Source organism: Burkholderia sp. BCC0506 (assembly GCF_902833145.1).
GTDB lineage: Bacteria > Pseudomonadota > Gammaproteobacteria > Burkholderiales > Burkholderiaceae > Burkholderia.
Map to the genome: position 1 here is coordinate 173,720 of NZ_CADFEN010000012.1, position 22,569 is coordinate 196,288.

The following is a 22,569-nucleotide window of genomic DNA, read 5'->3' on the forward strand; positions in this document are numbered from 1 at the left end:
CACGCCTTTGCCGGTTTCGGCATGTCTGCTGGCAGTCAAACGCGGCGCTGCACGCGGTTGTGAAGCGTACTCGCGGTGCTTTCCGCCTCTCTTTTCCGGCCTCCGAGGCCGTATTTCCGCTCGTTTCGCCTGTTGTGGGGACGCTCGGATGGCCGGTGCGTGGCGCTTGGCCGCTACGTTTTTGACCGTTTAAGCAATTTAGGAACGACATGACGACGATTCTTCTGAAAGAAAACGAGCCGTTCGAAGTGGCGATTCGCCGCTTTCGTCGCGCTATCGAAAAAAATGGCCTGATCGCTGAACTGCGTGAGCGCCAGTCTTACGAAAAGCCGACCGCAGTCCGCAAGCGCAAGAAGGCAGCAGCCGTCAAGCGCCTGCACAAGCGCCTGCGCAGCCAGATGCTGCCGAAGAAGCTCCACTAAGAGCATCTGACGGTTCGCCGCGAAACGGCGGAGTGTGCCTCGAAAGAGGCCGCTCCGCCGTTTTGCTTTTGGGGCCGGGAAAATCCGGGGCCGCGACGGCCGACGGGCCGCGCGGTGTTTCCGGCCGGAGGCCGGCGTATGCAGCCGCCGAGCGCGGCGTTCAGAAGTCGATCTTCGCGCTCAGGCTCACCGTGCGCGGGTCGCCCGGTTTCACGTAGTCCGCGTACTGGTATTCCCAGTAACGACGGTTCAGCACGTTGTCGATCGATGCGCGCAGCGTCACGTCGTGGCGGCCGACCCGCGTCAGGTAGCGCGCGCCCGCGTTGACGACGAGAAAGCCCGGCGCGTCGAGACCGCCGGCCGCGCGCAGCGGCGTCGCGCCGGTGAATTTCGCGTCGACGCCGAGCGTCAGCCCCGGCACGCCGGGCACCGCATAGCCGACTTCGCCGGCGAGCACGAAGCGTGGCGCGCCGGCAACCCGGTTGCCGTTGTTGCCGATTCCGTTCGCGTACCACGAATCGAGCAGCATCGCGTCGACGCCCGCGTTCCAGTGCGCGCCGAATTTCGCGCGCGCGCCCACCTCGATCCCCTGAATGATCGATTCGCCGTCCTGCACGTAGACGTTCGCGGCATTCGCGTATTCGGCGCTGCGCTCGATGCGGAACAGCGCGGCCGTCGCGCTCCAGCGCGCGTGCTCGCTCTTGATCCCGAGCTCGTACTGCTTGCTGCGCAGCGGCTTGAGCACCTGGCCCGCGTTCGCGTAGACATCGTTCACGCGGCTGCCCGGCTCGAGCGATTCGGCGTAGCTGGCGTACGCGGTGGTCGTCGGCGCGAGCTTGAACATCACCGCGAAAGTCGGCGTCACCACGCCGTTCTGGCGGTAGCCGGGATCCTCCGCGCCGCTTGGCTGGAATGCGCGCTGCTCGTAGTTCATGTAGCGCACGCCGGCCAGCACCGACCAGCGCTCGGTCAACTGCACGGTGTCGCTCGCGAACAGCGATTTCTGCACGATCTCGCTCGTGCGGTACTGGATGAAGCCGTGCGGACTCTCGTAGCGGTACGGATTCGGTGCGTAGAGGTTGCCGGCGCCGAGCGGCACGAAGACGCTGTTCGCCGAATAGTCGTTCGCCTGCTTCTGCCACGACGCGCCGAGCACGATCTGGTGGCTGAACGGGCCCGTGCGCACCTTGCCGTCGACCATCGCGCGCCACTGGCTGAAGCGGTGATCCTCCATGCCGACGTAGCGGCTGTCGGTGTAGTTGCCGGCCGCATCCTGCAGGTACAGCGTGCTTTCGTTGCGCCGGCGCGTCGCCTTGCTGTAGCTGTACGCGACGTCGAGCTGCCAGTCGGGCGCGAGCTGGTATTGCAGCCCGGCCGTATAGAGCTGGAGGTTCGTGTTCAGGTACTGGTCCTTGCCGCCCAGATTCGTCGAGCCGCCGCTGATCGTGGCGGGCAACGCGCCGCCCGGATAGCTGCCGGTGAAGATCGACGGCGTCTGGCCGGTCGTGCGGCGTTCCTGGTACAGCGCGCCGAACGACACCGACAGGTCGCGCGTCAGATTCGCCTGCAGCGCGAGCGACACGCTGTCGCGGCGGATGTTGCCGTCGTTGTACGTCTTGCCTTCCTCGTGCGTCGCATTCAGCCGCGCGCCGAACATGTTGCCCGGCCCGAAGCGCTGGCCGAGATCGACGTGCTCGGTCCACACGTTGGTGCTGCGGTAGCCGATATCGACGCTGCGCACCGGCTCGGCGCCGGGCTGCTTCGTCACGTAGTTGACGACGCCGCCCGGCGTCACGAAGCCGTACAGGAAACCGCCGAGCCCCTTCAGCAGCTCGACGCGCTCGAGCTGCTCGTACGGCATCGTGATGCCGTACGTGACGAACGGCAGCCCGTCGATCTTGTAGCCGTTCTGCCAGTCGAGCTGCATGCCGCGCACGGTCATGTAGCTGGCCCAGGCGCTGTAGGCGCCGCTGTTGTCGGATACCGACGCGTCGTTCGCGAACACGTCGCCGAGCTTGTACGGCTGACGCGCCTCGAGTTCTTCCGACGTGACGATGGTCGTCGAGAACGGCGTGTCGAGCTGGCGGCGCGCGCCGAGCGCACCGGTCGACATCGTGTCGGTCAAGTGTTGCGGCGAATCGTGCGCGGCCGTGATGGTGAGGGCAGGCAGCACCGCGGCGTCGCCGGGCGAATCATCCGCATGCGCGAGCGAGGCGGCAAGGCAGGCGAGGGCGGCGGCCGCGCGGCGGGGGCGGACGGGAGGGCGGGCGAGACGGACGGTCATGGCGAGTGAGTAAAAATGCAAGTAAGAATCATTCGCATTGCGTTAAAATGTCGCGCATCGTATCAAAACCCGCCGACCGCGCAACAATTCCATGCCGCGTACAAGGGCATCCGGCCTCGCCAGACGGGGTCGGCTGACCGCCGCGCGGCACCCGACATCAGATGAACTGCCTCCCGTCGAATCGGGGCCGCCGCTCGCGCCGGCCCGCTTCCCATTCGCTGCGCACGCGATGAATGCGTTCCTGCGACCGTTCCTCGTCCGCCTGCACCGCTGGTTCGGGCTCGCCACCGCGCTGTTCCTGTTCGTCGCGGGGCTCACCGGCGCGCTGATCGCGTGGGACCACGAGCTCGACGCGGCGCTGAACCCGGATTTCTATCTCGCGCGCAGCGGCGCGGCGCCGCTTGCGCCGCTCGAACTCGCGGCGCGCATCGAGGCCGCCGATCCGCGCGTGCAGGTGACCTATCTGCCGCTCGCGGTCGAACCGGGGCGCACGCTGCAGGCCGGCGTGACGCCGCGTACCGATCCGGCGACCGGCCAGCCGTACGCGCTCGGTTTCAGCCAGATCGCCGTCGACCCCGCGACCGGCGCGGTGCAGGGCCGCCGCGAATGGGGCGCGCTGTCGCTCGCGCGGATCGACCTGATGCCGTTCATCTACCGGCTGCACTATTCGCTGTTCCTGCCCGTGTACGGCGGGATCAACTTCGGGTTCTGGGTGATGGGCGTCGTCGGCATCGTATGGGCGGTCGACAGCCTGATCGCGCTCGTGCTCGCGTTTCCGAACCTGAAGAGCTGGCGCAAGTCGTTCGCGTTTCGCGTGCAGCGCGGCGGCTATCCGCTCGTGTTCGACCTGCACCGCTCGGGCGGCGTGTGGGTGTGGGGGCTGCTGCTGGTCGTGGCGGTCACGTCGATCTCGATGAACCTCGCCGTTCCCGTCGTGCGCCCGCTGGTCTCGCTGGTGTCGCCGCTCGCCGAGACGCCTTACACGAATCCCGAGCATTTCCCGCCGGCCCCGCCCGGCAGTCACGTGCTGCCGCGCGAGCGGATCGTCGAGATCGCCCGCTCGGCCGGCCGCGACGCGGGAATTGCCGCGCCGCCGGGCGCGCTGCTGTTCGCGCCGGCGATGAACGCCTATGCGGTGGGGTTCTTCACGCCCGGCAACGACCACGGCGACGTCGGGCTCGGCAATGCGTGGCTGTACTGGAATGCGGTGACCGGCCAGCCCGTCGCGGCGCAGGTACCGGGCCGCGGTTCGGCCGGCGACCTGTTCATGCAGGCGCAGTTTCCGCTGCATTCGGGGCGGATCGCCGGCGTGGCCGGACGCGTCGCCGTGAGCGTGCTCGGCATCGTGATCGCGATGCTGAGCGTGACGGGCGTCTGCATCTGGGTGAAGAAGCGCAGCGCACGCGGGCAGGCAGCGCGGCGCGCGCGGCCGGTCGTGCCGGCCTCGTCGCGCACCGCGCGGTAAGGGCCAGCGGCGCGCAGCACGCGGCAACTGGGCAGTGCAACCGCAGCAGGGCAGCGGCGCTGCACCGACTGGGACCTGGCGGCTGCGCCGTCAGCCTGCCTTGCGCCGGCGGGCCGGCTGCTTGCCGCCGAGCGCCGCGCATTGCGCGTGACACGGGCAGCCGGTTTCGTGATCGTTGACCATGCCGGTCGCCTGCATCAGCGCATAGCAGATCGTCGAGCCGACGAACTTGCAGCCGTACGCCTTCAGCGCCTTGCTGAGCGCGTCGGACTGCTCGGTCGACGCGGGCGCGTCGCGGTACGACCGCCACGCATTCTGGACTGGCGTATTGTCGACGAACGACCACAGGAACGCGGCGAGCGACCCGTGCTCTTCGCGGATACGCTGCACCGCACGCGCGTTGACGACCGCCGATTCGACCTTTGCGCGGTTGCGTACGATGCCCGGGTTCTCCAGCAATTTCTCGATGCGTTTGGGTGTGAAGCGCGCGACGGCATCGACGTCGAAATCGGCGAACGCTTCGCGATAACCCGCGCGCTTGTTCAGGATCGTCGACCACGACAGCCCGGCCTGCGCGCCTTCCAGGATCAGCATTTCGAACAGGTGGCGATCGTCGTGCGACGGCACGCCCCACTCGGTATCGTGATAGTGAGCGTCCGCTTCCGTCTTGACCCAGTTGCACCGCTGCGACATCGTCTGCCTCGTTTTCAGTGTCGATTCGATCGCGCCAGCATAGCGGAAGCCCTTTTCGCGGGATAGCCGGCCGAACGGCAGATGGGCGCGCGGCGCCGATCCGGTTAAGCTTGGCGCCTGTTCGAATCAGCGGGATGAAGGCATGGCGGCATTACTTTTTGCGATCGGTATCGACGGCGGCGGCACGGGCACACGCGCGGTGCTGGCCGACCGGCACGGGCGCGAGCTGGCGCAGGGGCGCGGCGGCCCGTCCGGGCTCGGTCTCGGCATCGAGCGGGCATGGGCGTCGATCGGTGCAGCCTGCGCGGACGCGTTCACGCAGGCCGGCCTCGCGTTCGACTGGTCGCAATGCGCACTCGGTTGCGGGCTCGCCGGCGTCAACAACGCGGCATGGCTCGCCGCATTTCGCGCGCAGGCACCGCTCGGTGCGCTCGCGATCGAGAGCGACGCATACACGACCGTCGTCGGCGCGCACGGCGGCGCGCCGGGGCTCATCGTCGCGCTGGGTACCGGCAGCATCGCGGCGGCGCTCGACGCGGCGGGCGCGTGCCGGATCGCGGGCGGCTTCGGCTTTCCGTCCGGCGACGAGGCGAGCGGCGCGTGGCTCGGCGTGCGCGCGCTCGCCTATGCGCAACAGGCGCTCGACGGCCGCGTGCCGCGCGACGCGTTCGCCGCGGCCCTGCTCGCGGAAACGGGCGCACAGGATCGCGACGCGCTCGTCCAGTGGTCGTGCGATGCGAACCAGACGATCTACGCGCGTCTCGCGCCGATCGTGTTCGCGCACCGCGCGCATTCGGTCGCGAGCGCGCTGATCGCGCAGGCCGGCGACGAGATCGGCAAGATGATCGACGCGCTCGATCCGCAGCAGGCGCTGCCGGTCGCGCTGTGCGGCGGGCTGGCGGATGCGCTCGCGCCGGCCGTGCCGGCGCGGCACGCCGCACGGCTGCGCGCGCCGCTCGACGATTCGGCGCATGGCGCGTTGCGGCTCGCGCTCCAGGCGTTGCGGGCGGCGGAAGGCGGCTGACAGTAGCTGAAGGCGGCGCGGCTGAAGGTGGGCGGCGCGCACGGTGGATGCCGCGTCGCAGCAGTACCGCAGGCGCCGCCTGGCCGGCAACGGCCGGGCGCGCTGCCGGGCGCGACGTTAAAATGACGCTTCCTCCGTGCCCGACGCGCCACTTTCCCGTCCCATGTACAAAGTCATCGCCACCGATCTCGACGGTACGCTGCTGAACAGCGACCACCAGCTCGACCCGTACACGATCGATACCGTTCGCCGGCTCGACCGCGACGGCGTGCAGTTCGTGATCGCGACGGGGCGTCACTACGCGGACGTCGCCGGCATTCGCGACGTACTCGGCATCCGGCCGTACCTGATCACGTCGAACGGCGCGCGCGTGCATGCGCCGGACGACACGGCGATCCACGCACAGGACATCGACGCGGCGATCGTTCGCAGCCTCGTGCGGCCGCAAGTCGTCGGCGCGCACGGTCGCGTGATCGTCAACCTGTTTACCAACGACGGCTGGCTGATCGACCGCGAAGCGCCGCACCTGCTCGAATTCCACCAGGATTCGGGCTTCCGGTACGACGTGATCGACATGGCCGCGCACGACGGCGCGGATATCGCGAAGGTGCTGTATATCGGCGAACCGGCCGATCTGGCGGTCGTCGCCGAGCAGATGCGCATGCAGTTCGGCGATGCGCTGTACGTCACCTACTCGCTGCCGGACTGCCTCGAAGTGATGACCGCGAACGTGTCGAAGGGGCGCGCGCTGCGCACGGTGCTCGCGCGGCTCGGCGTCGATGCCGGCCACTGCATCGCGTTCGGCGACAACATGAACGACATCGACCTGCTCGAAACCGCCGGCCATGCGTTCATGATGAACAACGCGAACCCCGACCTGGTGGCGCGTCTGCCGCACATTCCGCGGATCGGCAACAACTTCGACGCGGGCGTCGCCCGCCACCTGCGCACGCTGTTCTCGCTGGAAGACGACGTCGTCGCGTCGTAAGCGCCCGCGCCGGGCGCGCGCGTCGCGCGGAAATGAAAAACGGGCGCCAGCGGCGCCCGTCGAAATTGCCTGCCTCGATGTTCTTCGACAGCGTGAGGCTCGCTGCTCTGCTCGCTTGACCCCGTAGTGTTTTATTCGCTTGTGCGAGCGGATGCCGGCAGAAGGTCGACGGCATTGTCACGCCCGGCGACCAGCGGGTAGATGATCCCTGCGAGTACCGCACCGATCAGCGGTGCAACCCAGAACAGCCAGAGCTGGCCGATCGCGTCGCCGCCCACGAACAGCGCCGGGCCGGTCGAGCGCGCCGGGTTCACCGACGTGTTGGTGACCGGAATCGAGATCAGGTGGATCAGCGTCAGGCACAGGCCGATCGCGATCGGCGCGAAGCCGGCCGGTGCGCGCTTGTCGGTCGCGCCGAGAATCACGAACAGGAAGAAGCCCGTCATCACGACTTCGCAGATGAACGCCGCGCCGAGCGAGTAGTGGCCGGGCGAGCGATCGCCGAAGCCGTTCGTCGCGAAGCCGCTGCCGACCACGTCGAAACCCGGCTTGCCGGTTGCGATCAGGTACAGCACGAACGCACCGAGCGTGGCGCCGACGACCTGCGCGACGACGTACGGCGCGAGATCGCGTGCCGGGAAGCGGCCGGCGACCGTCAGGCCGACGCTCACCGCCGGGTTCAGGTGGCAACCCGAGATGTGGCCGATTGCGAATGCCATCGTCAGCACGGTCAGGCCGAAGGCGAGTGCGACGCCGGCAAAGCCGATGCCGAGGCCCGGAAAGGCGGCAGCCAGCACGGCGCTTCCGCACCCGCCGAGCACCAGCCAGAACGTGCCGAATACCTCTGCAGCGAGACGCTGAGAAAGATTCATCTAAGGACCTCGTTCAAGTGAGTTGAAGACCCCGGACGACGCAACGGAATTATTCCGCCGCCCGGAATTGGTCTGGATTATAGGAAATGAATCGGGTCCGGGAGGGTAAACGATTGTTAAATTTGAATGGCTGACGAATGCCTTTTATTAGAATAAGTCCGCATTCTCGATATAGCTGATTCGGTTAAAGATGGCAGCATTAATTTCGAAGGGCAGGGCGGCAGTGCGGATGACGTAACGGATGTTGGTGTCCCGGCCGGATTCGCCGGGGCCGCATCATCGAAAAAGGGGAGTCGAAAAATGTCTCAATACGCGAAACTCAAGGCGCAGATCGCCGATCTGCAAGCCCAGGCGGACGACGTGCGCCGCCAGGAAGTGGCAGCGGTGATCGCCGATGTCCAGCGAATGATCGCCGAATATGGGCTGACGGCCCAGGATCTCGGCTTCGCGGAGCGAGCGCGGCGCGGCCGTCCGCCGAAGAAGGCGCCGTTGCCGCCGAAATACCGCGATCCGAAGTCGGGTGCAACCTGGAGCGGGCGTGGCAAGCCGCCGAATTGGATCGTCGGCAAAAACCGCGATCGTTTCCTGATCGAATGACCGAAAGCCGAATAGCAAGAGCCGCATCGTCGATGCGGCTCTTTCGTTTTACGCGCCGATTTCGGCGCGGTTTTTACGGCGTATTTCCCGGCGGATTTCCGTGTCAGGCGAGCGCGACCCGGCGCAATGCCGGTTGCTTGGTGGCCGCGCAAAGCGATTCGTACGTCTCGACGTAACGCTGCGCCATCGCCTTCGAGCTGAAACGCGTATCGAAACGCTCGCGGATCGCGGTGCGCGACAGGCTGTCGATCCGGTGCAGCGCGCCGACCGCGCCCTGCACGTCCTCGACGATGAAGCCGGTCACGCCGTCCTCGATCACTTCCGGCACCGAGCCGCGGTTGAACGCGACGACCGGCGTGCCGCAGGCCATCGCCTCGATCATCACCAGGCCGAACGGCTCCGGCCAGTCGATCGGGAACAGCAGCGCCTTCGCGCCGGACAGGAACGCGGGCTTTTGCGCTTCGTTGATCTCGCCGATGAATTCGACGTGCGCCTGGCCGAGCAGCGGCTCGATCACTTCCTTGAAGTAGTCGGCGTCGGCCTTGTCGACCTTCGCGGCGATCTTCAGCGGCAGCCCGCTTTGCGCGGCGATGCGGATCGCGGTGTCGACACGCTTTTCGGGACAGATCCGGCCGAGGAACGCCAGGTATTCGGGCTTCACGTCCGGTTGCGGCGTGAGCAGCGTGTCGGGCAGGCCGTGGTACACGGTGCCGGCCCACGCGGCCTGCGGCAGCGGCTTGCGCTGGTTGTTCGAGATCGACACGACCGGCGAGTTCGGGAACGCGTCGAACACGGGCTGCAGCTCCGGCAGGTCGAGGCGGCCGTGCAGCGTCGTCAAGTACGGTGTGTCGAGGCGCGACATCAGCGGGAACGGCAGGTAGTCGAGGTGGAAGTGCAGCACGTCGAATTCGTGCGCGGCCCGGGCGACCTGCTCGAGGAGCCGCATATGGGGCGCCATCGAATCGCGGACCGACGGGTCGAGCCGCAGCGCGCGCGGCCACGCCGCCTCGAGACGGGCCGACGTGACGGAGTCGCCGCTGGCGAACAGCGTCACGTCATGGCCGAGTTCGACGAGCGCCTCGGTGAGGTACGACACGACACGCTCGGTGCCGCCGTAGAGTTTCGGCGGGACGGCTTCGTAAAGCGGCGCGATCTGGGCAATTCGCATGGAGGTTCTCCTGTGTCGATCCGACGGCGCCACGGCGCCGGTGCGGATCCCGTACAAGGTTGCGGAACTTGCCGACGCACGCGGTTGGCGGTACGTGGCCGGGCCCTGGGCGGGTGCGCGAGGCGCCCGGCGGCAAGCTGCGGGGCGGGCCGGCACGGCTCGCGCCGCCGCCCATTGGAGTTCATTATCGATATCGCCCTGAGGGGTTCGAGTGTTTTTTCAAACACTTAAGGCTTGTTACACGATGAAATACGCAAAAACCCCGAGAAAAAGGGCGCGGAATCGTGAATCGAGATGGCCACAACTATTGTTGCGCTATCGTGAAAAACCACTATAATTTTTACCGATCCGATTGTCGGCAGCCCTGCCGGCAAGCCTTCCGCCACGAGCGCGGCGGCCATCGGGCCCGTCGCAACCGAATCCGCGTTGCAACCCGTTTTTCCGCTTCCCTTTCAATTCGCCTTGTCGGAAAAATTCCTACACGGTTTACAGACAAATCCTGCACGGCATACGCCACTTCGCTGATACCGACATAAATCCCGTTTGGCCAAAATTCGCCCTGTAAGACTATAAACGAGCCGACTGAGCGCCCGGTGCGCACTGATCGAGCAAACGTTTTCATAACATGAATGGCCAAAGCAAAGCTTTTTTACGGGGGAATCATGAGCGCTACCAGCGAAATGCTCAGTGAGATCAAAGAGGTCAACCTGTCGTACCTCCTCCTCGCGCAGCGACTGCTGCGGGAAGACAAGGCGATGGGCATGTTCCGCATGGGCATTTCCCAGGAACTCGCCGACGTGCTCGCCAACCTCACGCTCGCCCAGACCGTGAAACTGGCCGCGTCCAACCAGATGCTGTGCCGCTTCCGCTTCGATGATCACGCGCTGCTGTCGTCGCTCGCCGACAAGGGCCGCAGCGACGTCGTCGCGCATGCCCACTCGGCCATCCTGATGGCCGGGCAGCAGGTCGAAGGCGTCCGCTGATCCATCCCGCCTTGCGTCTGTCCCGGCGTGTCGCGCCGGCCGGCGGCGTATTGGCCATTCACTCGAATAACGTCAAGCGGACGGTTATCACCATGGCAAGCAAAAGCGTCGTGATCGAGGTGAAGGAAATCACCCTCGCCATCGAACTGATCGAACTGGGCGCCCGGCTGCAACTGCTGGAGGCGGAGACGAGCCTGTCGCGCGACCGCCTGATCAAGCTGTACAAGGAACTGAAGGGCGTGTCGCCGCCGAAGGGGATGCTGCCGTTCTCGACCGACTGGTTCATGACGTGGCAGCCGAACATCCACTCGTCGCTGTTCTACAACATCTACCGGTTCATGCAGGACCACGGCCGCTGCGAGCCGATCCAGGCGATCGTGAAGGCGTACCGGCTGTATCTGGAGCACGTGAACCTGTCCGGCGACGAGGCCGCGCTGAGCCTCACGCGGGCGTGGACGCTGGTGCGCTTCTTCGATTCGGGGATGCTGCAGATGACGCCGTGCACGCGCTGCGGCGGCCATTTCGTCGCGCATGCGCATGATCCGCATCAAGGTTTCGTGTGCGGCCTGTGCCAGCCGCCGTCGCGCGCCGGCAAGACCCGCAAGGCCGCCGCCGCGCGCGCCGAACTGGCCGCCGCCGCGGCCTGAGCGCCGGCCGGGCGGGGCGCGAGCGGCGCACGCGCGACGCCCGCGGGCCGCGCGAATCGTCTGCGCATTGCTGGTAAACACCGTCGGGCCGCCGCCGGGCGGCCGCGAAAGTTTTCCTGCCGACTGCCGTAAACCTGTTTAACGGCGGTCTCCCCGCCGGTCTTTCGTGAGGGACAGGCAGTGCTGATTATCGTGGGAACACTCGTGACGCTGTTGTCCGTCTTCGGCGGTTATGCGCTGGCAGGCGGGCATCTGGGCGCCTTGATCCAGCCCGTCGAGATCCTGATGATCGCGGGCGCCGGCGTCGGCGCGTTCATCCTCGGCAACGGCGGCAAGACCATCAAGGCCACGCTGCGCGTGCTGCCGACGCTCTTCAAGGGCTCCAAATACACGAAGGATGTCTATATGGAGCTGATGGCGCTGCTTTACGTGCTGCTCGCGAAGGCGCGCAAGGAAGGCACGCTGACGCTCGAGGCCGACATCGACGATCCGGAAAAGAGCCCGATCTTCACGCAATACCCGAAGATCCTCGCCGATCACCACATCGTCGAATTCCTGACCGACTACCTGCGCCTGATGGTCGGCGGCAACATGAACGCGTTCGAGATCGAAAGCCTGATGGACGAGGAGATCGAGACGCACCACGCGGAAGGCGAGGGCCCGGCGCACGCGCTGATGCGCGTCGGCGACGCGATGCCGGCGTTCGGCATCGTCGCGGCCGTGATGGGCGTCGTGCACACGATGGCCTCGGCCGACAAGCCGCCCGCGGTGCTCGGCGCGATGATCGCGCAGGCGCTGGTCGGCACGTTCCTCGGGATCCTGCTGTCGTACGGGCTGATCGGGCCGCTCGCGAGCCTCGCGGAGCAGCGCGTCGCCGAGTCGACCAAGATGTTCCAGTGCATCAAGGTGACGATCCTCGCGACGCTGAACGGCTATGCACCCGCGATCGCGGTGGAGTTCGGCCGCAAGGTGCTGTTCTCGACCGAGCGCCCGTCGTTCTCCGAGCTCGAAGAGCACGTGCGCCGCGTGAAGGCGAAGTGATGCGGAGCGCCCGATGAGCAAGAGCAAGGATCGCGCGATCGTCGTCAAGCGGGTGGCCCCGGCGAAGAAGGGCCACCACGGCGGCGCATGGAAGCTCGCGTACGCGGACTTCATGACCGCGATGATGGCGTTCTTCCTGCTGATGTGGCTGCTGAGCTCGGTCACGCCGGTGCAGCTCAAGGGGATCGCCGAATACTTCAACATGCCGCTGAAGGCCGCGATTCTCGGCAGCGGCGACCGCAGCTCGCAGGACGCCAGCATCATCAACGGCGGCGGCCGCGACCTGTCGAGCACCGACGCCGGCACGCTGCGCCGCACCGACGGCACGACGTCGCTCGCCGAGCGCCTCGCGAAGGCCGGCGACGAGAATTCCCGGTCGCAGGCGCAGGGCGCGCAGGACCGGCTCGAGCAGACGCGCCTGCATGACCTGCAGATCAAGCTGATGGCCGCGATCGAGGCCAACCCGACGCTGCGCCAGTTCAAGCAGCAGATCCGCATCGATTCGACGCTGATGGGGCTGCGCATCGAGATCGTCGATACGCAGAAGCGGCCGATGTTCGCGATGTCGAGCGATCGCGTCGAGCCGTACATGCGCGACATCCTGCGCGAGATCGGCAAGACGCTGAACGACGTGCCGAACCGGATCATCGTCCAGGGCCACACCGATGCCGTGCCGTACGCGGGCGGCGAGGGCGGCTACAGCAACTGGGAGCTGTCGGCCGATCGCGCGAACGCGTCGCGCCGCGAGCTGATCTCCGGCGGCATGGACGAGGCGAAAGTGCTGCGCGTGCTGGGCCTCGCGTCGACGCAGAACCTGAACAAGGCCGATCCGCTCGATCCGGAAAACCGCCGGATCAGCGTGATCGTGCTGAATCGCAAATCCGAAGAAGCGCTGATGCGCGACGACGCGACGACGACGACGCTGTCCGCCGACGCGGCCGGCTCGAAGCTGCTCGCGCAGCAGCTCGGCGGCTCGGCGCCGGCGGTGCGTCCGGTCGTGGCGAGCGCCGTCGCCGTGGCGCCGAAACCCTGACGTTTCCAAGATTCCGAGACAGACATGATCCGAACCATTCTCGCCATCGACGACTCCGCGACCATGCGTGCGCTGCTGCAGGCGACGCTTGCACAGGCCGGCTACGACGTGACGGTGGCGCCGGACGGCGAAGCCGGCTTCGACATGGCGGCGACGGCCCCGTACGACCTGGTGCTGACGGACCAGAACATGCCGCGCAAGAGCGGGCTCGAGGTGATCGCGGCGCTGCGCAAGCTGAGCGCGTACGCGGACACGCCGATCCTCGTGCTGACGACCGAAGGCAGCGACGCGTTCAAGGACGCCGCGCGCGACGCGGGCGCGACCGGCTGGATCGAAAAGCCGATCGACCCGGGCGTGCTGGTCGAGCTGGTCGCGACGCTGTCCGAGCCGGCTGCCTCCTGACATGAACGCGACGAATTCAACCGGTGACCGGGCATGACTCTCGACATCACTCAGTTCTACCAGACCTTTTTCGACGAAGCGGACGAGCTGCTCGCGCAGATGGAGCAACTGCTGCTGAACCTCGACGTCGATGCGCCCGATCCCGAGGATCTGGCGGCGATCTTCCGCGCCGCGCATTCGATCAAGGGCGGCGCGGCGACGTTCGGCTTTTCCGCGCTGACCGATACGACGCACATCCTCGAATCGCTACTCGACCGTGCGCGCAACCATGAGCTGACGCTGACCAAGGAAATGGTCGACGCGTTCCTGGAAACGAAGGACGTGCTGTCCGACCAGCTCGTCGACTACCGCGCGAGCGCCGAGCCGGACGCGGCCGCCGCCGCGGCGATCTGCGCGAAGCTCGAACGGCTGAAGGCCGAAAGCGGCGCGGCTACGCCTGCTGCCGCGGCCGAGCCTGCGCCGGTCGCCGCCGTCGTGGCGCCGGTTGCCGCAACGGCGGCTCCCGCTGCCGAGCCCGCCGCCGGCGATCGTGCCCCCGACCATGTGGTCGAGCAGGCCGTCGCGGCCGCGCATCCGGCGGCCGCCGCCGGCGGCCCGCACCTGAAGATCACGCTGGTGGGCGTCGACGCGAAGGACCAGGCGCTGCTCACCGAAGAACTCGGCAACCTCGGCCGGATCGTCGCGCGCGAGGAAGCGGGCGCCGACCTGTCGCTGTGGGTCGAATCGGACGTGCCGTCCGACGACATCGTCGCCGTGTGCTGCTTCGTGATCGACGAAAGCCAGATCCGCGTCGCGCGCGGCACGGCGCCAGCCGCGCAGCCGGCGCCGGCCGCCGCGCAGGACGCCGCCGCGGCCGAGTCGACCGCCGCGCAACCCGCGCGCGTCGAGGTGGTCGCGCCGCAGCCAGCCGCACCGCAACCGGCCGCGCCGGCACCGGCTCAGCCCGAGCCGGCCGCAACCGCACCTGCAGCCGCAGCCGCAGCACCCGCCGCGCAGCCGCAGCACCCCGCTCAACCGCAGCCGCCCGAACACGCGGCGCCGGCCGCCGCCGCGCATCACGACGACAAGCGTGCGCGCCCGGCCGCCGCAGCCGCCGCAGGGGCCGAAGGCAGCTCGATCCGCGTCGGCGTCGAGAAGGTCGACCAGCTGATCAACCTCGTCGGCGAACTGGTGATCACGCAGGCGATGCTGGCCGAGACCGCGAGCGCGTTCGATCCGGCGCTGCACGACCGCCTGTTCAACGGGATGGCGCAGCTCGAGCGCAATGCGCGCGACCTGCAGGAAGCGGTGATGTCGATCCGCATGATGCCGATGGACTACGTGTTCAGCCGCTTCCCGCGGCTCGTGCGCGACCTCGCCGGCAAGCTCGGCAAGCAGGTCGAGCTGGTCACGTTCGGCCAGGCGACCGAGCTCGACAAGAGCCTGATCGAACGGATCATCGATCCGCTCACGCACCTGGTGCGCAACAGCCTCGACCACGGGATCGAAACCGTCGACAAGCGCGTGGCCGCGGGCAAGGACGCGGTCGGCCAGCTCGTGCTGTCGGCCGCGCATCACGGCGGCAACATCGTGATCGAGGTGAGCGACGACGGCGCGGGCCTGAATCGCGAGCGGATCCTCGCGAAGGCCGCGAAGCAGGGCATGCAGATCGCCGAGAACATCAGCGACGACGAAGTCTGGCAGCTGATTTTCGCGCCGGGCTTCTCGACCGCCGAGACGGTGACCGACGTGTCGGGCCGCGGCGTCGGGATGGACGTCGTGAAGCGCAACATCCAGTCGATGGGCGGCCACGTCGAGATCACGTCGCTGGCCGGCCGCGGCACGACCACGCGGATCGTGCTGCCGCTCACGCTCGCGATCCTCGACGGGATGTCGGTGAAGGTGGGCAGCGAGATCTTCATCCTGCCGCTGAACTTCGTGATGGAGTCGCTGCAGCCGTCGACCGACGACATCTACACCGTCGGCAACGGCGAGCGCGTGGTGCGCGTGCGCGGCGAATACCTGCCGCTCGTCGCGCTGCACGAGGTGTTCTCGGTCGAGGACGCGCGCACCGACCCGACGCAGGGGATCGTCACGATCATGGAAACCGAGGGGCGCCGCTTCGCGATGCTGATCGACGAGCTGGTCGGCCAGCAGCAGGTCGTCGTGAAGAACCTCGAGACCAACTACCGCAAGGTGCACGGCATCTCGGCGGCGACTATCCTGGGCGACGGCAGCGTCGCGCTGATCGTCGACGTCGCGGCGCTGAACCGCGAAACCCGTGCGACGCACGGCGCCCGTGCCGGCGCCGAGCTCGCGATCTTCTGACTCTCGCCATTCAACCGATTGGGGGCAAACGTGTCCGCTGAAGTTCAAATGATCAATCCGGCCGCGGCGAACGCGGCCACGAGCCGCCGCGACGCCGAACACGGCGACGCGACGGGCCAGGAGTTCCTCGTCTTCACGCTCGGCGACGAGGAATACGGGATCGACATCCTGAAGGTGCAGGAAATCCGCGGCTACGACAGCGTCACGCGCATCGCGAACGCGCCCGAGTTCATCAAGGGCGTGATCAACCTGCGCGGGATCATCGTGCCGATCGTCGACATGCGGATCAAGTTCCACCTCGGCCGCGTCGAGTACGACCACCAGACCGTCGTGATCATCCTGAACGTGTCGAACCGCGTGGTCGGGATGGTGGTCGACGGCGTGTCGGACGTGCTGACGCTGCAGACCGACCAGATCATGCCGGCGCCGGAATTCGGCGCGACGCTGACGACCGAGTACCTGACGGGTCTCGGCACGGTCGACGGCCGGATGCTGATCCTGATGGACATCGAGAAGCTGATGTCGAGCCGTGAAATGGCGCTGATCGAGACACTCGGCGGGTAAGCGCGCGGCGCGCGCAGCAATTTCGGGAGAATCTGCAATGTTGCATAACTGGTCGATCCGCACGACGCTCACGGCGGTCGGACTCATCCTCGTGTGCCTGACCGCCGCGGTCGGCGGGCTCGGCCTCTACGCGCTGAATCATGCGAGCCGCGCGCTCGACGAGATCGCGCACGTCGACCTGCCGGCGCTCCACGCGCTCGACGACACGGCCGCGTACCTGCTGCGCTCGCGCGTGGCGCTCGATCGCTTCCGCACGCTGACCGAAGCCGGCAATGCGGCCGACGCGGCGAAGGTGCTCGACCGCGCGCAGGAGCTGTATACGAAGTCGAACCAGAACTGGCAGGCGTTCCAGTCGACGCCGAAGCTCGGCGTCGAGCAGGCGCTCGTCGACGAGCTCGGCGCACGCTACACGACGATCGTGAAGGAAGGCGTCGAGCCCGAATTCGCCGCGGCGCGCGCGGGCGACATGGCCGCGTACCACGCGATCGCGGATACGAAGATCAGCCCGATGTTCGTCGCGTTCGACCAGACGGCGGCGGCCGTGATCGCGGCGCTGCAGCAGCGCGCGGAAGCCCGTCAGGCCGAGACGCAGTCGCGGATCTCGATGATGGTCGCGCTGATCGCGGCCGGCATCGCGATCGCGTTCGTCGTCGTGATCGCGATCCGCTTCGCGCTGCGCGGGCTGATCGTCAAGCCGCTCGAGGACGCGATCGCACACTTCGAGCGCATCGCCGGCGGCGACCTCACGCAGCCGGTGAGCGTGTTCAGCACGAACGAGATCGGCCGCCTGTTCGGCGGCATCAAGCGGATGCAGGACGCCGTCACGACGATGGTGCAGGCCGTGCATCGCGGCACCGAGTCGATCGACGTCGGCGCGCGCGAGATCGCGACCGGCAACATCGACCTGTCGCAGCGCACCGAGGAGCAGGCCGCGTCGCTGCAGGAAACCGCGTCGAGCATGGAGCAGCTGACGGGCACCGTGCGGCAGAACGCGGAGAACGCGCGGCAGGCGAGCCAGCTCGCGGTGAACGCATCGGACATCGCGACGCAGGGCGGCGAGGTGGTCGGTCAGGTCGTGTCGACGATGCAGGACATCGCGGCGAGCTCGGGCAAGGTCGTCGACATCATCGGCACGATCGAAGGCATCGCGTTCCAGACCAACATCCTCGCGCTGAACGCGGCCGTCGAAGCGGCGCGGGCCGGCGAGCAGGGCCGCGGCTTCGCGGTGGTCGCGGGCGAGGTGCGCTCGCTCGCGCAGCGCAGCGCGAGCGCCGCGAAGGAAATCAAGCAGCTGATCGGCGATTCGGCCGAGAAGGTCGACAGCGGGTCGGCGCTCGTCGCGCGCGCCGGCTCGACGATGGACGAGATCGTGCAGGCCGTGCGCCGCGTGACCGACATCATGGGCGAGATCAGCGCCGCGTCCGACGAGCAGTCGACCGGCATCGAACAGGTCAACCGCGCGGTCGGCCAGATGGATGCGGTCACGCAGCAGAACGCGGCGCTCGTCGAGCAGGCGGCCGCCGCGGCCGCGTCGCTCGAGGAGCAGACGCGCCAGATGAAGGCGATCGTGTCGGGCTGGCGCGTCGCGGGCGGCATCGCGCTCGCGCCGGCGCGCAGCGTCGCGCGGCCGGTCGCGCACGAACCGGCGGCGCTGCCGTCGGGCGCGCGCCACGACACGCCGGTCGCCGCACTGCCGGCGCCGCAGGCTGCGGCCCAGCCGGCGGCGCGGCGCGCTGCCGCGGCGTCGCGCGCGGCTGCCGCGGGCGCCGACCACGAGCCCAGGCATGCGGCCGATGCCGCGTCGCGCCCGCAGAAGGATGCGCCGGCTTCCCGGGGCGCCGCCGCCGCGGGCGGCTACGGCCCGCGACTGGCCAAGACCGCCGCACCGGCGGACAAGCCGGCCGCGAAGGCCGCGCTCGTGCGCCCGGCGCTGAACGGCGAGAAGCCGGCGCTGGCGGCGGCCGGTACGTCCGACGACGACTGGGAGACCTTCTAAGCCATGCAGCACGCGCGCGCGCCGTTTCGACCCGATGCACCGGATGCCTCGCCTCGCGCGGGCGAGCCGGGGCGCGACTTCGCGTTCACCGGCGCGGATTTCGCACGCATCCGCGCGCTGATCCACCAACGCGCGGGCATTTCGCTGTCCGAGCACAAGCGCGACATGGCCTACAGCCGTCTCGCGCGCCGGCTGCGCGCGCGCGGCCTCGACACGTTTCGCGACTACCTCGACCTGCTCGAGCAGGAAGACGATCCGCTCGAGTGGGAAGCGTTCACCAACGCGCTGACGACGAACCTGACCGCGTTCTTCCGCGAGTCGCATCATTTCCCGATCCTCTCCGAGTTCGTGAAGGCGCGGCCGGCGCCGGTATCGATATGGTGCTCGGCGGCGTCGACCGGCGAGGAGCCGTATTCGATCGCGATCACGCTGATCGAGGCGCTCGGCGAGACGGCCGCGCGCGGCGCGTCGATCCTCGCGACCGACCTCGACACGCAGGTGCTCGCGAAGGCGGAAGCCGGCATCTATACGTACGACCAGGTCAAGCACCTGTCGCCGGAGCGGCTGAAGCGCTTCTTCCTGAAGGGCACGGGCGCGCAGGCCGGCCGCGTGAAGGTGCGCCCGGAGCTGCGCGCGATGATCCGCTTCGAGCAGTTGAACCTGACCGATGCGGACTACGGGATCGCGAAGCCGTTCGACGCGATCTTCTGCCGCAACGTGATGATCTATTTCGACAAGCCGACGCAGGGGCAGGTGCTGTCGCGCTTCGAGCCGCTCGTGAAGCCGGGCGGGCTGCTGTTCGCCGGCCATTCGGAGAACTTCACGTACGTGACGCAGGCGTTCCGGCTGCGCGGACAGACGGTGTACGAGCTCACGCGCGACGCCGCGCACGGTGCGCGGCCGCGCGGCACGCCGGCGAGCGTGGCGGCCGCGATGCCGTCGCCCGTGCGCGCGCGGGCCGCGGGCGGCGCGTCCGCCCATGGAGAGCGCGGATGAGCGCACTGCCGATCGCGACCAATCGCTACTTCGACAACCACTTCGAGCGCCCCGGCGTGAAGCTGCTGCCGAACGAGTTCTACACGACGGCCGAGGACATGGTGCTGATGACCGTGCTCGGCTCGTGCGTCGCCGCGTGCCTGCACGACCCGTACGCGGGCATCGGCGGGATGAACCACTTCATGCTGCCGGACGACGGCGCCGATCCGGGCGCGGCCGCGTCGGAATCGATGCGCTACGGCGCGTATGCGATGGAAGTGCTGATCAACGAGCTGATCAAGGCCGGTTCGCGCCGCGAGCGCATCGAGGCGAAGGTGTTCGGCGGCGCGGCCGTGCTGGCCGGGATGACGACGATCAACATCGGCGATCGCAACGCGGATTTCGTGCGCCGCTATCTCGCGCTCGAGCGCATCCGCATCACCGCGGAAGACCTGCAGGGCGTGCATCCGCGCAAGGTCGCGTTCATGCCGCACAGCGGGCGCGCGATGGTGAAGAAGCTGCGGCTGCAGGTGCCGGGCGTGACCGAGCGCGAAGCCGCGCTCGCGCGCGAGGCCGATCGCCTGCGCGCCGCACGGACCCGCGCGCAGGTCGAACTGTTCGCCGCGAAGCGGCCTGCCGCGCCGCAGCCGGCGCGCCCGCGCATCGAGCTGTTCGGCGCGCGCGGCGCCGCGCCGGGCGCCGGGAGCGCGCACGCAGCGAACCTATCAAGAAAGCAGGAGGCCTGACCGCAGTGCAGAAGATCAAAGTGTTGTGCGTCGACGATTCGGCGCTGATCCGCAGCCTGATGACCGAGATCATCAACAGCCAGCCCGACATGACGGTGTGCGCGACCGCGCCCGATCCGCTCGTCGCGCGCGAGCTCATCAAGCAGCACAATCCCGACGTGCTCACGCTCGACGTCGAAATGCCGCGCATGGACGGGCTCGACTTCCTCGAGAAGCTGATGCGCCTGCGGCCGATGCCGGTCGTGATGGTGTCGTCGCTGACCGAGCGCGGCTCGGAAATCACGCTGCGCGCGCTCGAGCTCGGCGCGGTGGATTTCGTCACGAAGCCGCGCGTCGGGATTCGCGACGGGATGCTCGACTACGCGGAGAAGCTCGCCGACAAGATCCGCGCGGCGTCGCGCGCGCGCGTGCGCCAGGCGCCGCAGCCGCAGGCCGCCGCCCGCACGGCCGACAGCGCCGCGGCCGCGCCGATGATCAACAACCCGCTCGTCAGTACCGAGAAGCTGATCATCATCGGCGCGTCGACGGGCGGCACCGAGGCGATCCGCGAAGTGCTGACGCCGCTGCCGCCGGATGCGCCGGCCGTGCTGATCGCGCAGCACATGCCGCCGGGCTTCACGCGATCGTTCGCGCAGCGCCTGAACGGCCTGTGCCGGATCGCGGTGAAGGAAGCCGAGCACGGCGAGCGCGTGCTGCCCGGCCATGCGTACATCGCGCCGGGCCACGCGCACCTGTTGCTCGCGCGAAGCGGCGCGAACTATATTGCGCAACTGTCGGACGAGCCGCCGGTGAACCGGCACCGCCCGTCGGTCGACGTGCTGTTCCGCTCGGCGGCGACGCACGCGGGCAAGAACGCGATCGGCGTGATCCTCACCGGGATGGGCCGCGACGGTGCGGCCGGCCTGCTGGAAATGAAACGCGCGGGCGCGCACACGTTCGCGCAGGACGAGGCGAGCTGCATCGTGTTCGGGATGCCGCGCGAGGCGATCGCGCTCGGCGGCGCGGACGAGATCGCGCCGCTCGCCGACATGAGCCGCCGCGTGATGGCGCGCCTGGCGACGATGGGCGACCGCGTGCAGCGCGTGTGAATGGAATGTCACGGGGCGCGTGGCACGCTGCGCGTCCCGACGGAAACGAATCTGGAAAGGAACGACGATGGACAAGAGCATGAAAATCCTGGTGGTGGACGATTTCCCGACGATGCGCCGGATCGTCCGCAACCTGCTCAAGGAACTGGGCTACACGAACGTCGACGAGGCCGAGGACGGCGCGGCCGGTCTCGCGCGGCTGCGCGGCGGCGGTTTCGACTTCGTGATCTCCGACTGGAACATGCCGAACCTCGACGGCCTCGCGATGCTGAAGGAAATCCGCGCGGACGCGACGCTCACGCACCTGCCGGTGCTGATGGTCACGGCGGAGTCGAAGAAGGAGAACATCATCGCGGCCGCGCAGGCCGGCGCGAGCGGCTACGTCGTGAAACCGTTCACGGCCGCGACGCTCGACGAGAAGCTGAACAAGATCATCGACAAGATGGCCAAGGCCGGGAGCTGAACGTGAACGAGCCGATCCATGCGGCGCTCGCCGGCGCGGCGGTCAACGCCGACGGCCATGCCGAAGGCGCCGATTACGCGAGCGACCGGATCCTCGCGCGCATCGGCCACGTCACGCGCACGCTGCGCGATTCGATGCGCGAGCTCGGGCTCGACAAGCATGTCGAGCGCGCGGCCGAAGCCGTGCCCGATGCGCGCGACCGGCTGCGCTACGTCGCGACGATGACCGAGCAGGCCGCGGTGCGCGTGCTGAATGCGATCGAGGTCGCGAAGCCGATGCAGGAGCGCATCCAGAACGAGGCCGAGGCGCTTGACGCGCGCTGGGCGCAGTGGTATGCGGCCCCGATCGAGCACGCGGAAGTGCGCGAGCTGATGGACGACACGCGCACGTTCCTGCGCGCGCTGCCCGAGGCCGCGTCCGCGACCAGCGCGCAGCTGCTCGAGATCATGCTCGCGCAGGATTTCCAGGACCTGACCGGGCAGGTGATCAAGAAGATCATGGACATGGTCTACCTGATCGAGCAGCAACTGCTCACCGTGCTGGTCGAGAACATCGCGCCCGAGCGGCGCGAGCAGTTCGCGGCCACCGCCGCCGCGCTCGCGGCCGAACAGATCAGCGCGACCGGCAGCCCCGAGTCGCTGCTGAACGGTCCGCAGATCGCGCCGGAGGGCAAATCCGACGTCGTCCAGGACCAGGGGCAGGTCGACGACCTGCTCGCGAGCCTCGGCTTCTGACGCTGCCGCCCCGCACCGGCGCGCCCCGTCCGGGGGGGCGGCCCGATGCATGCATTCCCCGTCCCGGCTTCGTTTCC

At 68.1% G+C, this 22,569-nt stretch carries 22 protein-coding genes; 18 read left to right on the forward strand and 4 right to left on the reverse strand.

The window, feature by feature from the left end:
- Nucleotides 1–209 precede the first annotated feature (209 nt).
- Nucleotides 210–422, forward strand: a complete 213-nt coding sequence (rpsU, locus tag HWX62_RS25790) for a 30S ribosomal protein S21 (RefSeq protein ID WP_006401410.1) — start codon at nt 210–212, stop codon at nt 420–422.
- A gap of 160 nt (nt 423–582) precedes the next feature.
- Here rpsU and HWX62_RS25795 read toward each other — a convergent pair whose 3' ends face one another.
- Entirely contained in the window at nt 583–2,706 is a 2,124-nt protein-coding gene (locus HWX62_RS25795; RefSeq protein ID WP_175930909.1) for a TonB-dependent receptor, read from the reverse strand.
- A gap of 229 nt (nt 2,707–2,935) precedes the next feature.
- Here HWX62_RS25795 and HWX62_RS25800 point away from each other — a divergent pair, with 229 nt between their 5' ends.
- Nucleotides 2,936–4,171, forward strand: a complete 1,236-nt coding sequence (locus HWX62_RS25800; protein ID WP_175930908.1) for a PepSY-associated TM helix domain-containing protein — start codon at nt 2,936–2,938, stop codon at nt 4,169–4,171.
- Between the two features lie 90 nt (nt 4,172–4,261).
- Here HWX62_RS25800 and HWX62_RS25805 read toward each other — a convergent pair whose 3' ends face one another.
- On the reverse strand, nt 4,262–4,864 hold the full coding sequence (locus HWX62_RS25805) for a DNA-3-methyladenine glycosylase I (protein WP_175930907.1): 603 nt from the start codon (nt 4,862–4,864) through the stop codon (nt 4,262–4,264).
- A 142-nt stretch (nt 4,865–5,006) separates the two neighbouring features.
- Here HWX62_RS25805 and HWX62_RS25810 point away from each other — a divergent pair, with 142 nt between their 5' ends.
- Nucleotides 5,007–5,888 (forward strand): BadF/BadG/BcrA/BcrD ATPase family protein, encoded by an 882-nt coding sequence (locus HWX62_RS25810; protein WP_175930906.1) that lies wholly within the window; start codon nt 5,007–5,009, stop codon nt 5,886–5,888.
- A 163-nt stretch (nt 5,889–6,051) separates the two neighbouring features.
- Nucleotides 6,052–6,876: a Cof-type HAD-IIB family hydrolase gene (locus tag HWX62_RS25815; protein WP_175930905.1), complete on the forward strand. Its 825-nt coding sequence runs from the start codon at nt 6,052–6,054 to the stop codon at nt 6,874–6,876.
- Nucleotides 6,877–7,007: 131 nt separating this feature from the next.
- Here HWX62_RS25815 and aqpZ read toward each other — a convergent pair whose 3' ends face one another.
- Nucleotides 7,008–7,748 carry an aquaporin Z gene (aqpZ, locus tag HWX62_RS25820; protein ID WP_175930904.1) on the reverse strand — a complete coding sequence of 247 codons (741 nt, stop codon included), beginning with the start codon at nt 7,746–7,748 and terminating at the stop codon, nt 7,008–7,010.
- Between the two features lie 300 nt (nt 7,749–8,048).
- Here aqpZ and HWX62_RS25825 point away from each other — a divergent pair, with 300 nt between their 5' ends.
- Nucleotides 8,049–8,345, forward strand: coding sequence for an H-NS histone family protein (locus HWX62_RS25825; protein WP_006489320.1), 297 nt, complete (start codon nt 8,049–8,051; stop codon nt 8,343–8,345).
- A 103-nt stretch (nt 8,346–8,448) separates the two neighbouring features.
- Here HWX62_RS25825 and HWX62_RS25830 read toward each other — a convergent pair whose 3' ends face one another.
- On the reverse strand, nt 8,449–9,513 hold the full coding sequence (locus tag HWX62_RS25830) for a glycosyltransferase family 4 protein (protein WP_175930903.1): 1,065 nt from the start codon (nt 9,511–9,513) through the stop codon (nt 8,449–8,451).
- Between the two features lie 662 nt (nt 9,514–10,175).
- Between HWX62_RS25830 and flhD the strand changes: the two genes are divergently transcribed.
- The 13 genes from flhD (at nt 10,176) to cheZ (ending at nt 22,492) form a co-directional block, all read left to right on the forward strand.
- Complete coding sequence (gene flhD, locus HWX62_RS25835; protein WP_011350590.1) at nt 10,176–10,496, forward strand: flagellar transcriptional regulator FlhD; 321 nt, start codon at nt 10,176–10,178, stop codon at nt 10,494–10,496.
- Nucleotides 10,497–10,588: 92 nt separating this feature from the next.
- Entirely contained in the window at nt 10,589–11,143 is a 555-nt protein-coding gene (flhC, locus tag HWX62_RS25840; protein WP_175930901.1) for a flagellar transcriptional regulator FlhC, read from the forward strand.
- 180 nt (nt 11,144–11,323) lie between these two features.
- Nucleotides 11,324–12,184, forward strand: coding sequence for a flagellar motor stator protein MotA (gene motA / locus HWX62_RS25845; RefSeq protein WP_175930900.1), 861 nt, complete (start codon nt 11,324–11,326; stop codon nt 12,182–12,184).
- Nucleotides 12,185–12,197: 13 nt separating this feature from the next.
- Nucleotides 12,198–13,217: a flagellar motor protein MotB gene (motB, locus tag HWX62_RS25850; RefSeq protein WP_175930899.1), complete on the forward strand. Its 1,020-nt coding sequence runs from the start codon at nt 12,198–12,200 to the stop codon at nt 13,215–13,217.
- 24 nt (nt 13,218–13,241) lie between these two features.
- Nucleotides 13,242–13,619 carry a response regulator gene (locus HWX62_RS25855; RefSeq protein WP_124484107.1) on the forward strand — a complete coding sequence of 126 codons (378 nt, stop codon included), beginning with the start codon at nt 13,242–13,244 and terminating at the stop codon, nt 13,617–13,619.
- A 33-nt stretch (nt 13,620–13,652) separates the two neighbouring features.
- Nucleotides 13,653–15,926 (forward strand): chemotaxis protein CheA, encoded by a 2,274-nt coding sequence (gene cheA / locus HWX62_RS25860; RefSeq protein ID WP_175930898.1) that lies wholly within the window; start codon nt 13,653–13,655, stop codon nt 15,924–15,926.
- A 48-nt stretch (nt 15,927–15,974) separates the two neighbouring features.
- Nucleotides 15,975–16,490: a chemotaxis protein CheW gene (gene cheW, locus HWX62_RS25865; protein WP_059578098.1), complete on the forward strand. Its 516-nt coding sequence runs from the start codon at nt 15,975–15,977 to the stop codon at nt 16,488–16,490.
- 37 nt (nt 16,491–16,527) lie between these two features.
- Entirely contained in the window at nt 16,528–18,486 is a 1,959-nt protein-coding gene (locus tag HWX62_RS25870) for a methyl-accepting chemotaxis protein (protein WP_175930897.1), read from the forward strand.
- 3 nt (nt 18,487–18,489) lie between these two features.
- Entirely contained in the window at nt 18,490–19,482 is a 993-nt protein-coding gene (locus HWX62_RS25875) for a CheR family methyltransferase (protein WP_175930896.1), read from the forward strand.
- Complete coding sequence (gene cheD, locus HWX62_RS25880) at nt 19,479–20,207, forward strand: chemoreceptor glutamine deamidase CheD (RefSeq protein ID WP_175930895.1); 729 nt, start codon at nt 19,479–19,481, stop codon at nt 20,205–20,207. Before HWX62_RS25875 ends, cheD begins: the two co-directional genes overlap by 4 nt.
- A complete protein-coding gene (locus HWX62_RS25885; RefSeq protein WP_279610480.1) occupies nt 20,204–21,295 on the forward strand; it encodes a chemotaxis response regulator protein-glutamate methylesterase in 1,092 nt (363 codons plus the stop codon). The genes cheD and HWX62_RS25885 overlap by 4 nt, the downstream gene beginning before the upstream one ends.
- Nucleotides 21,296–21,362: 67 nt before the next feature.
- The gene (cheY, locus tag HWX62_RS25890) at nt 21,363–21,758 is read left to right on the forward strand and encodes a chemotaxis response regulator CheY (protein ID WP_006754880.1); all 396 of its coding nucleotides are present in this window, start codon (nt 21,363–21,365) and stop codon (nt 21,756–21,758) included.
- 2 nt (nt 21,759–21,760) lie between these two features.
- A complete protein-coding gene (gene cheZ / locus HWX62_RS25895; protein WP_175930893.1) occupies nt 21,761–22,492 on the forward strand; it encodes a protein phosphatase CheZ in 732 nt (243 codons plus the stop codon).
- Nucleotides 22,493–22,569: the final 77 nt, after the last annotated feature.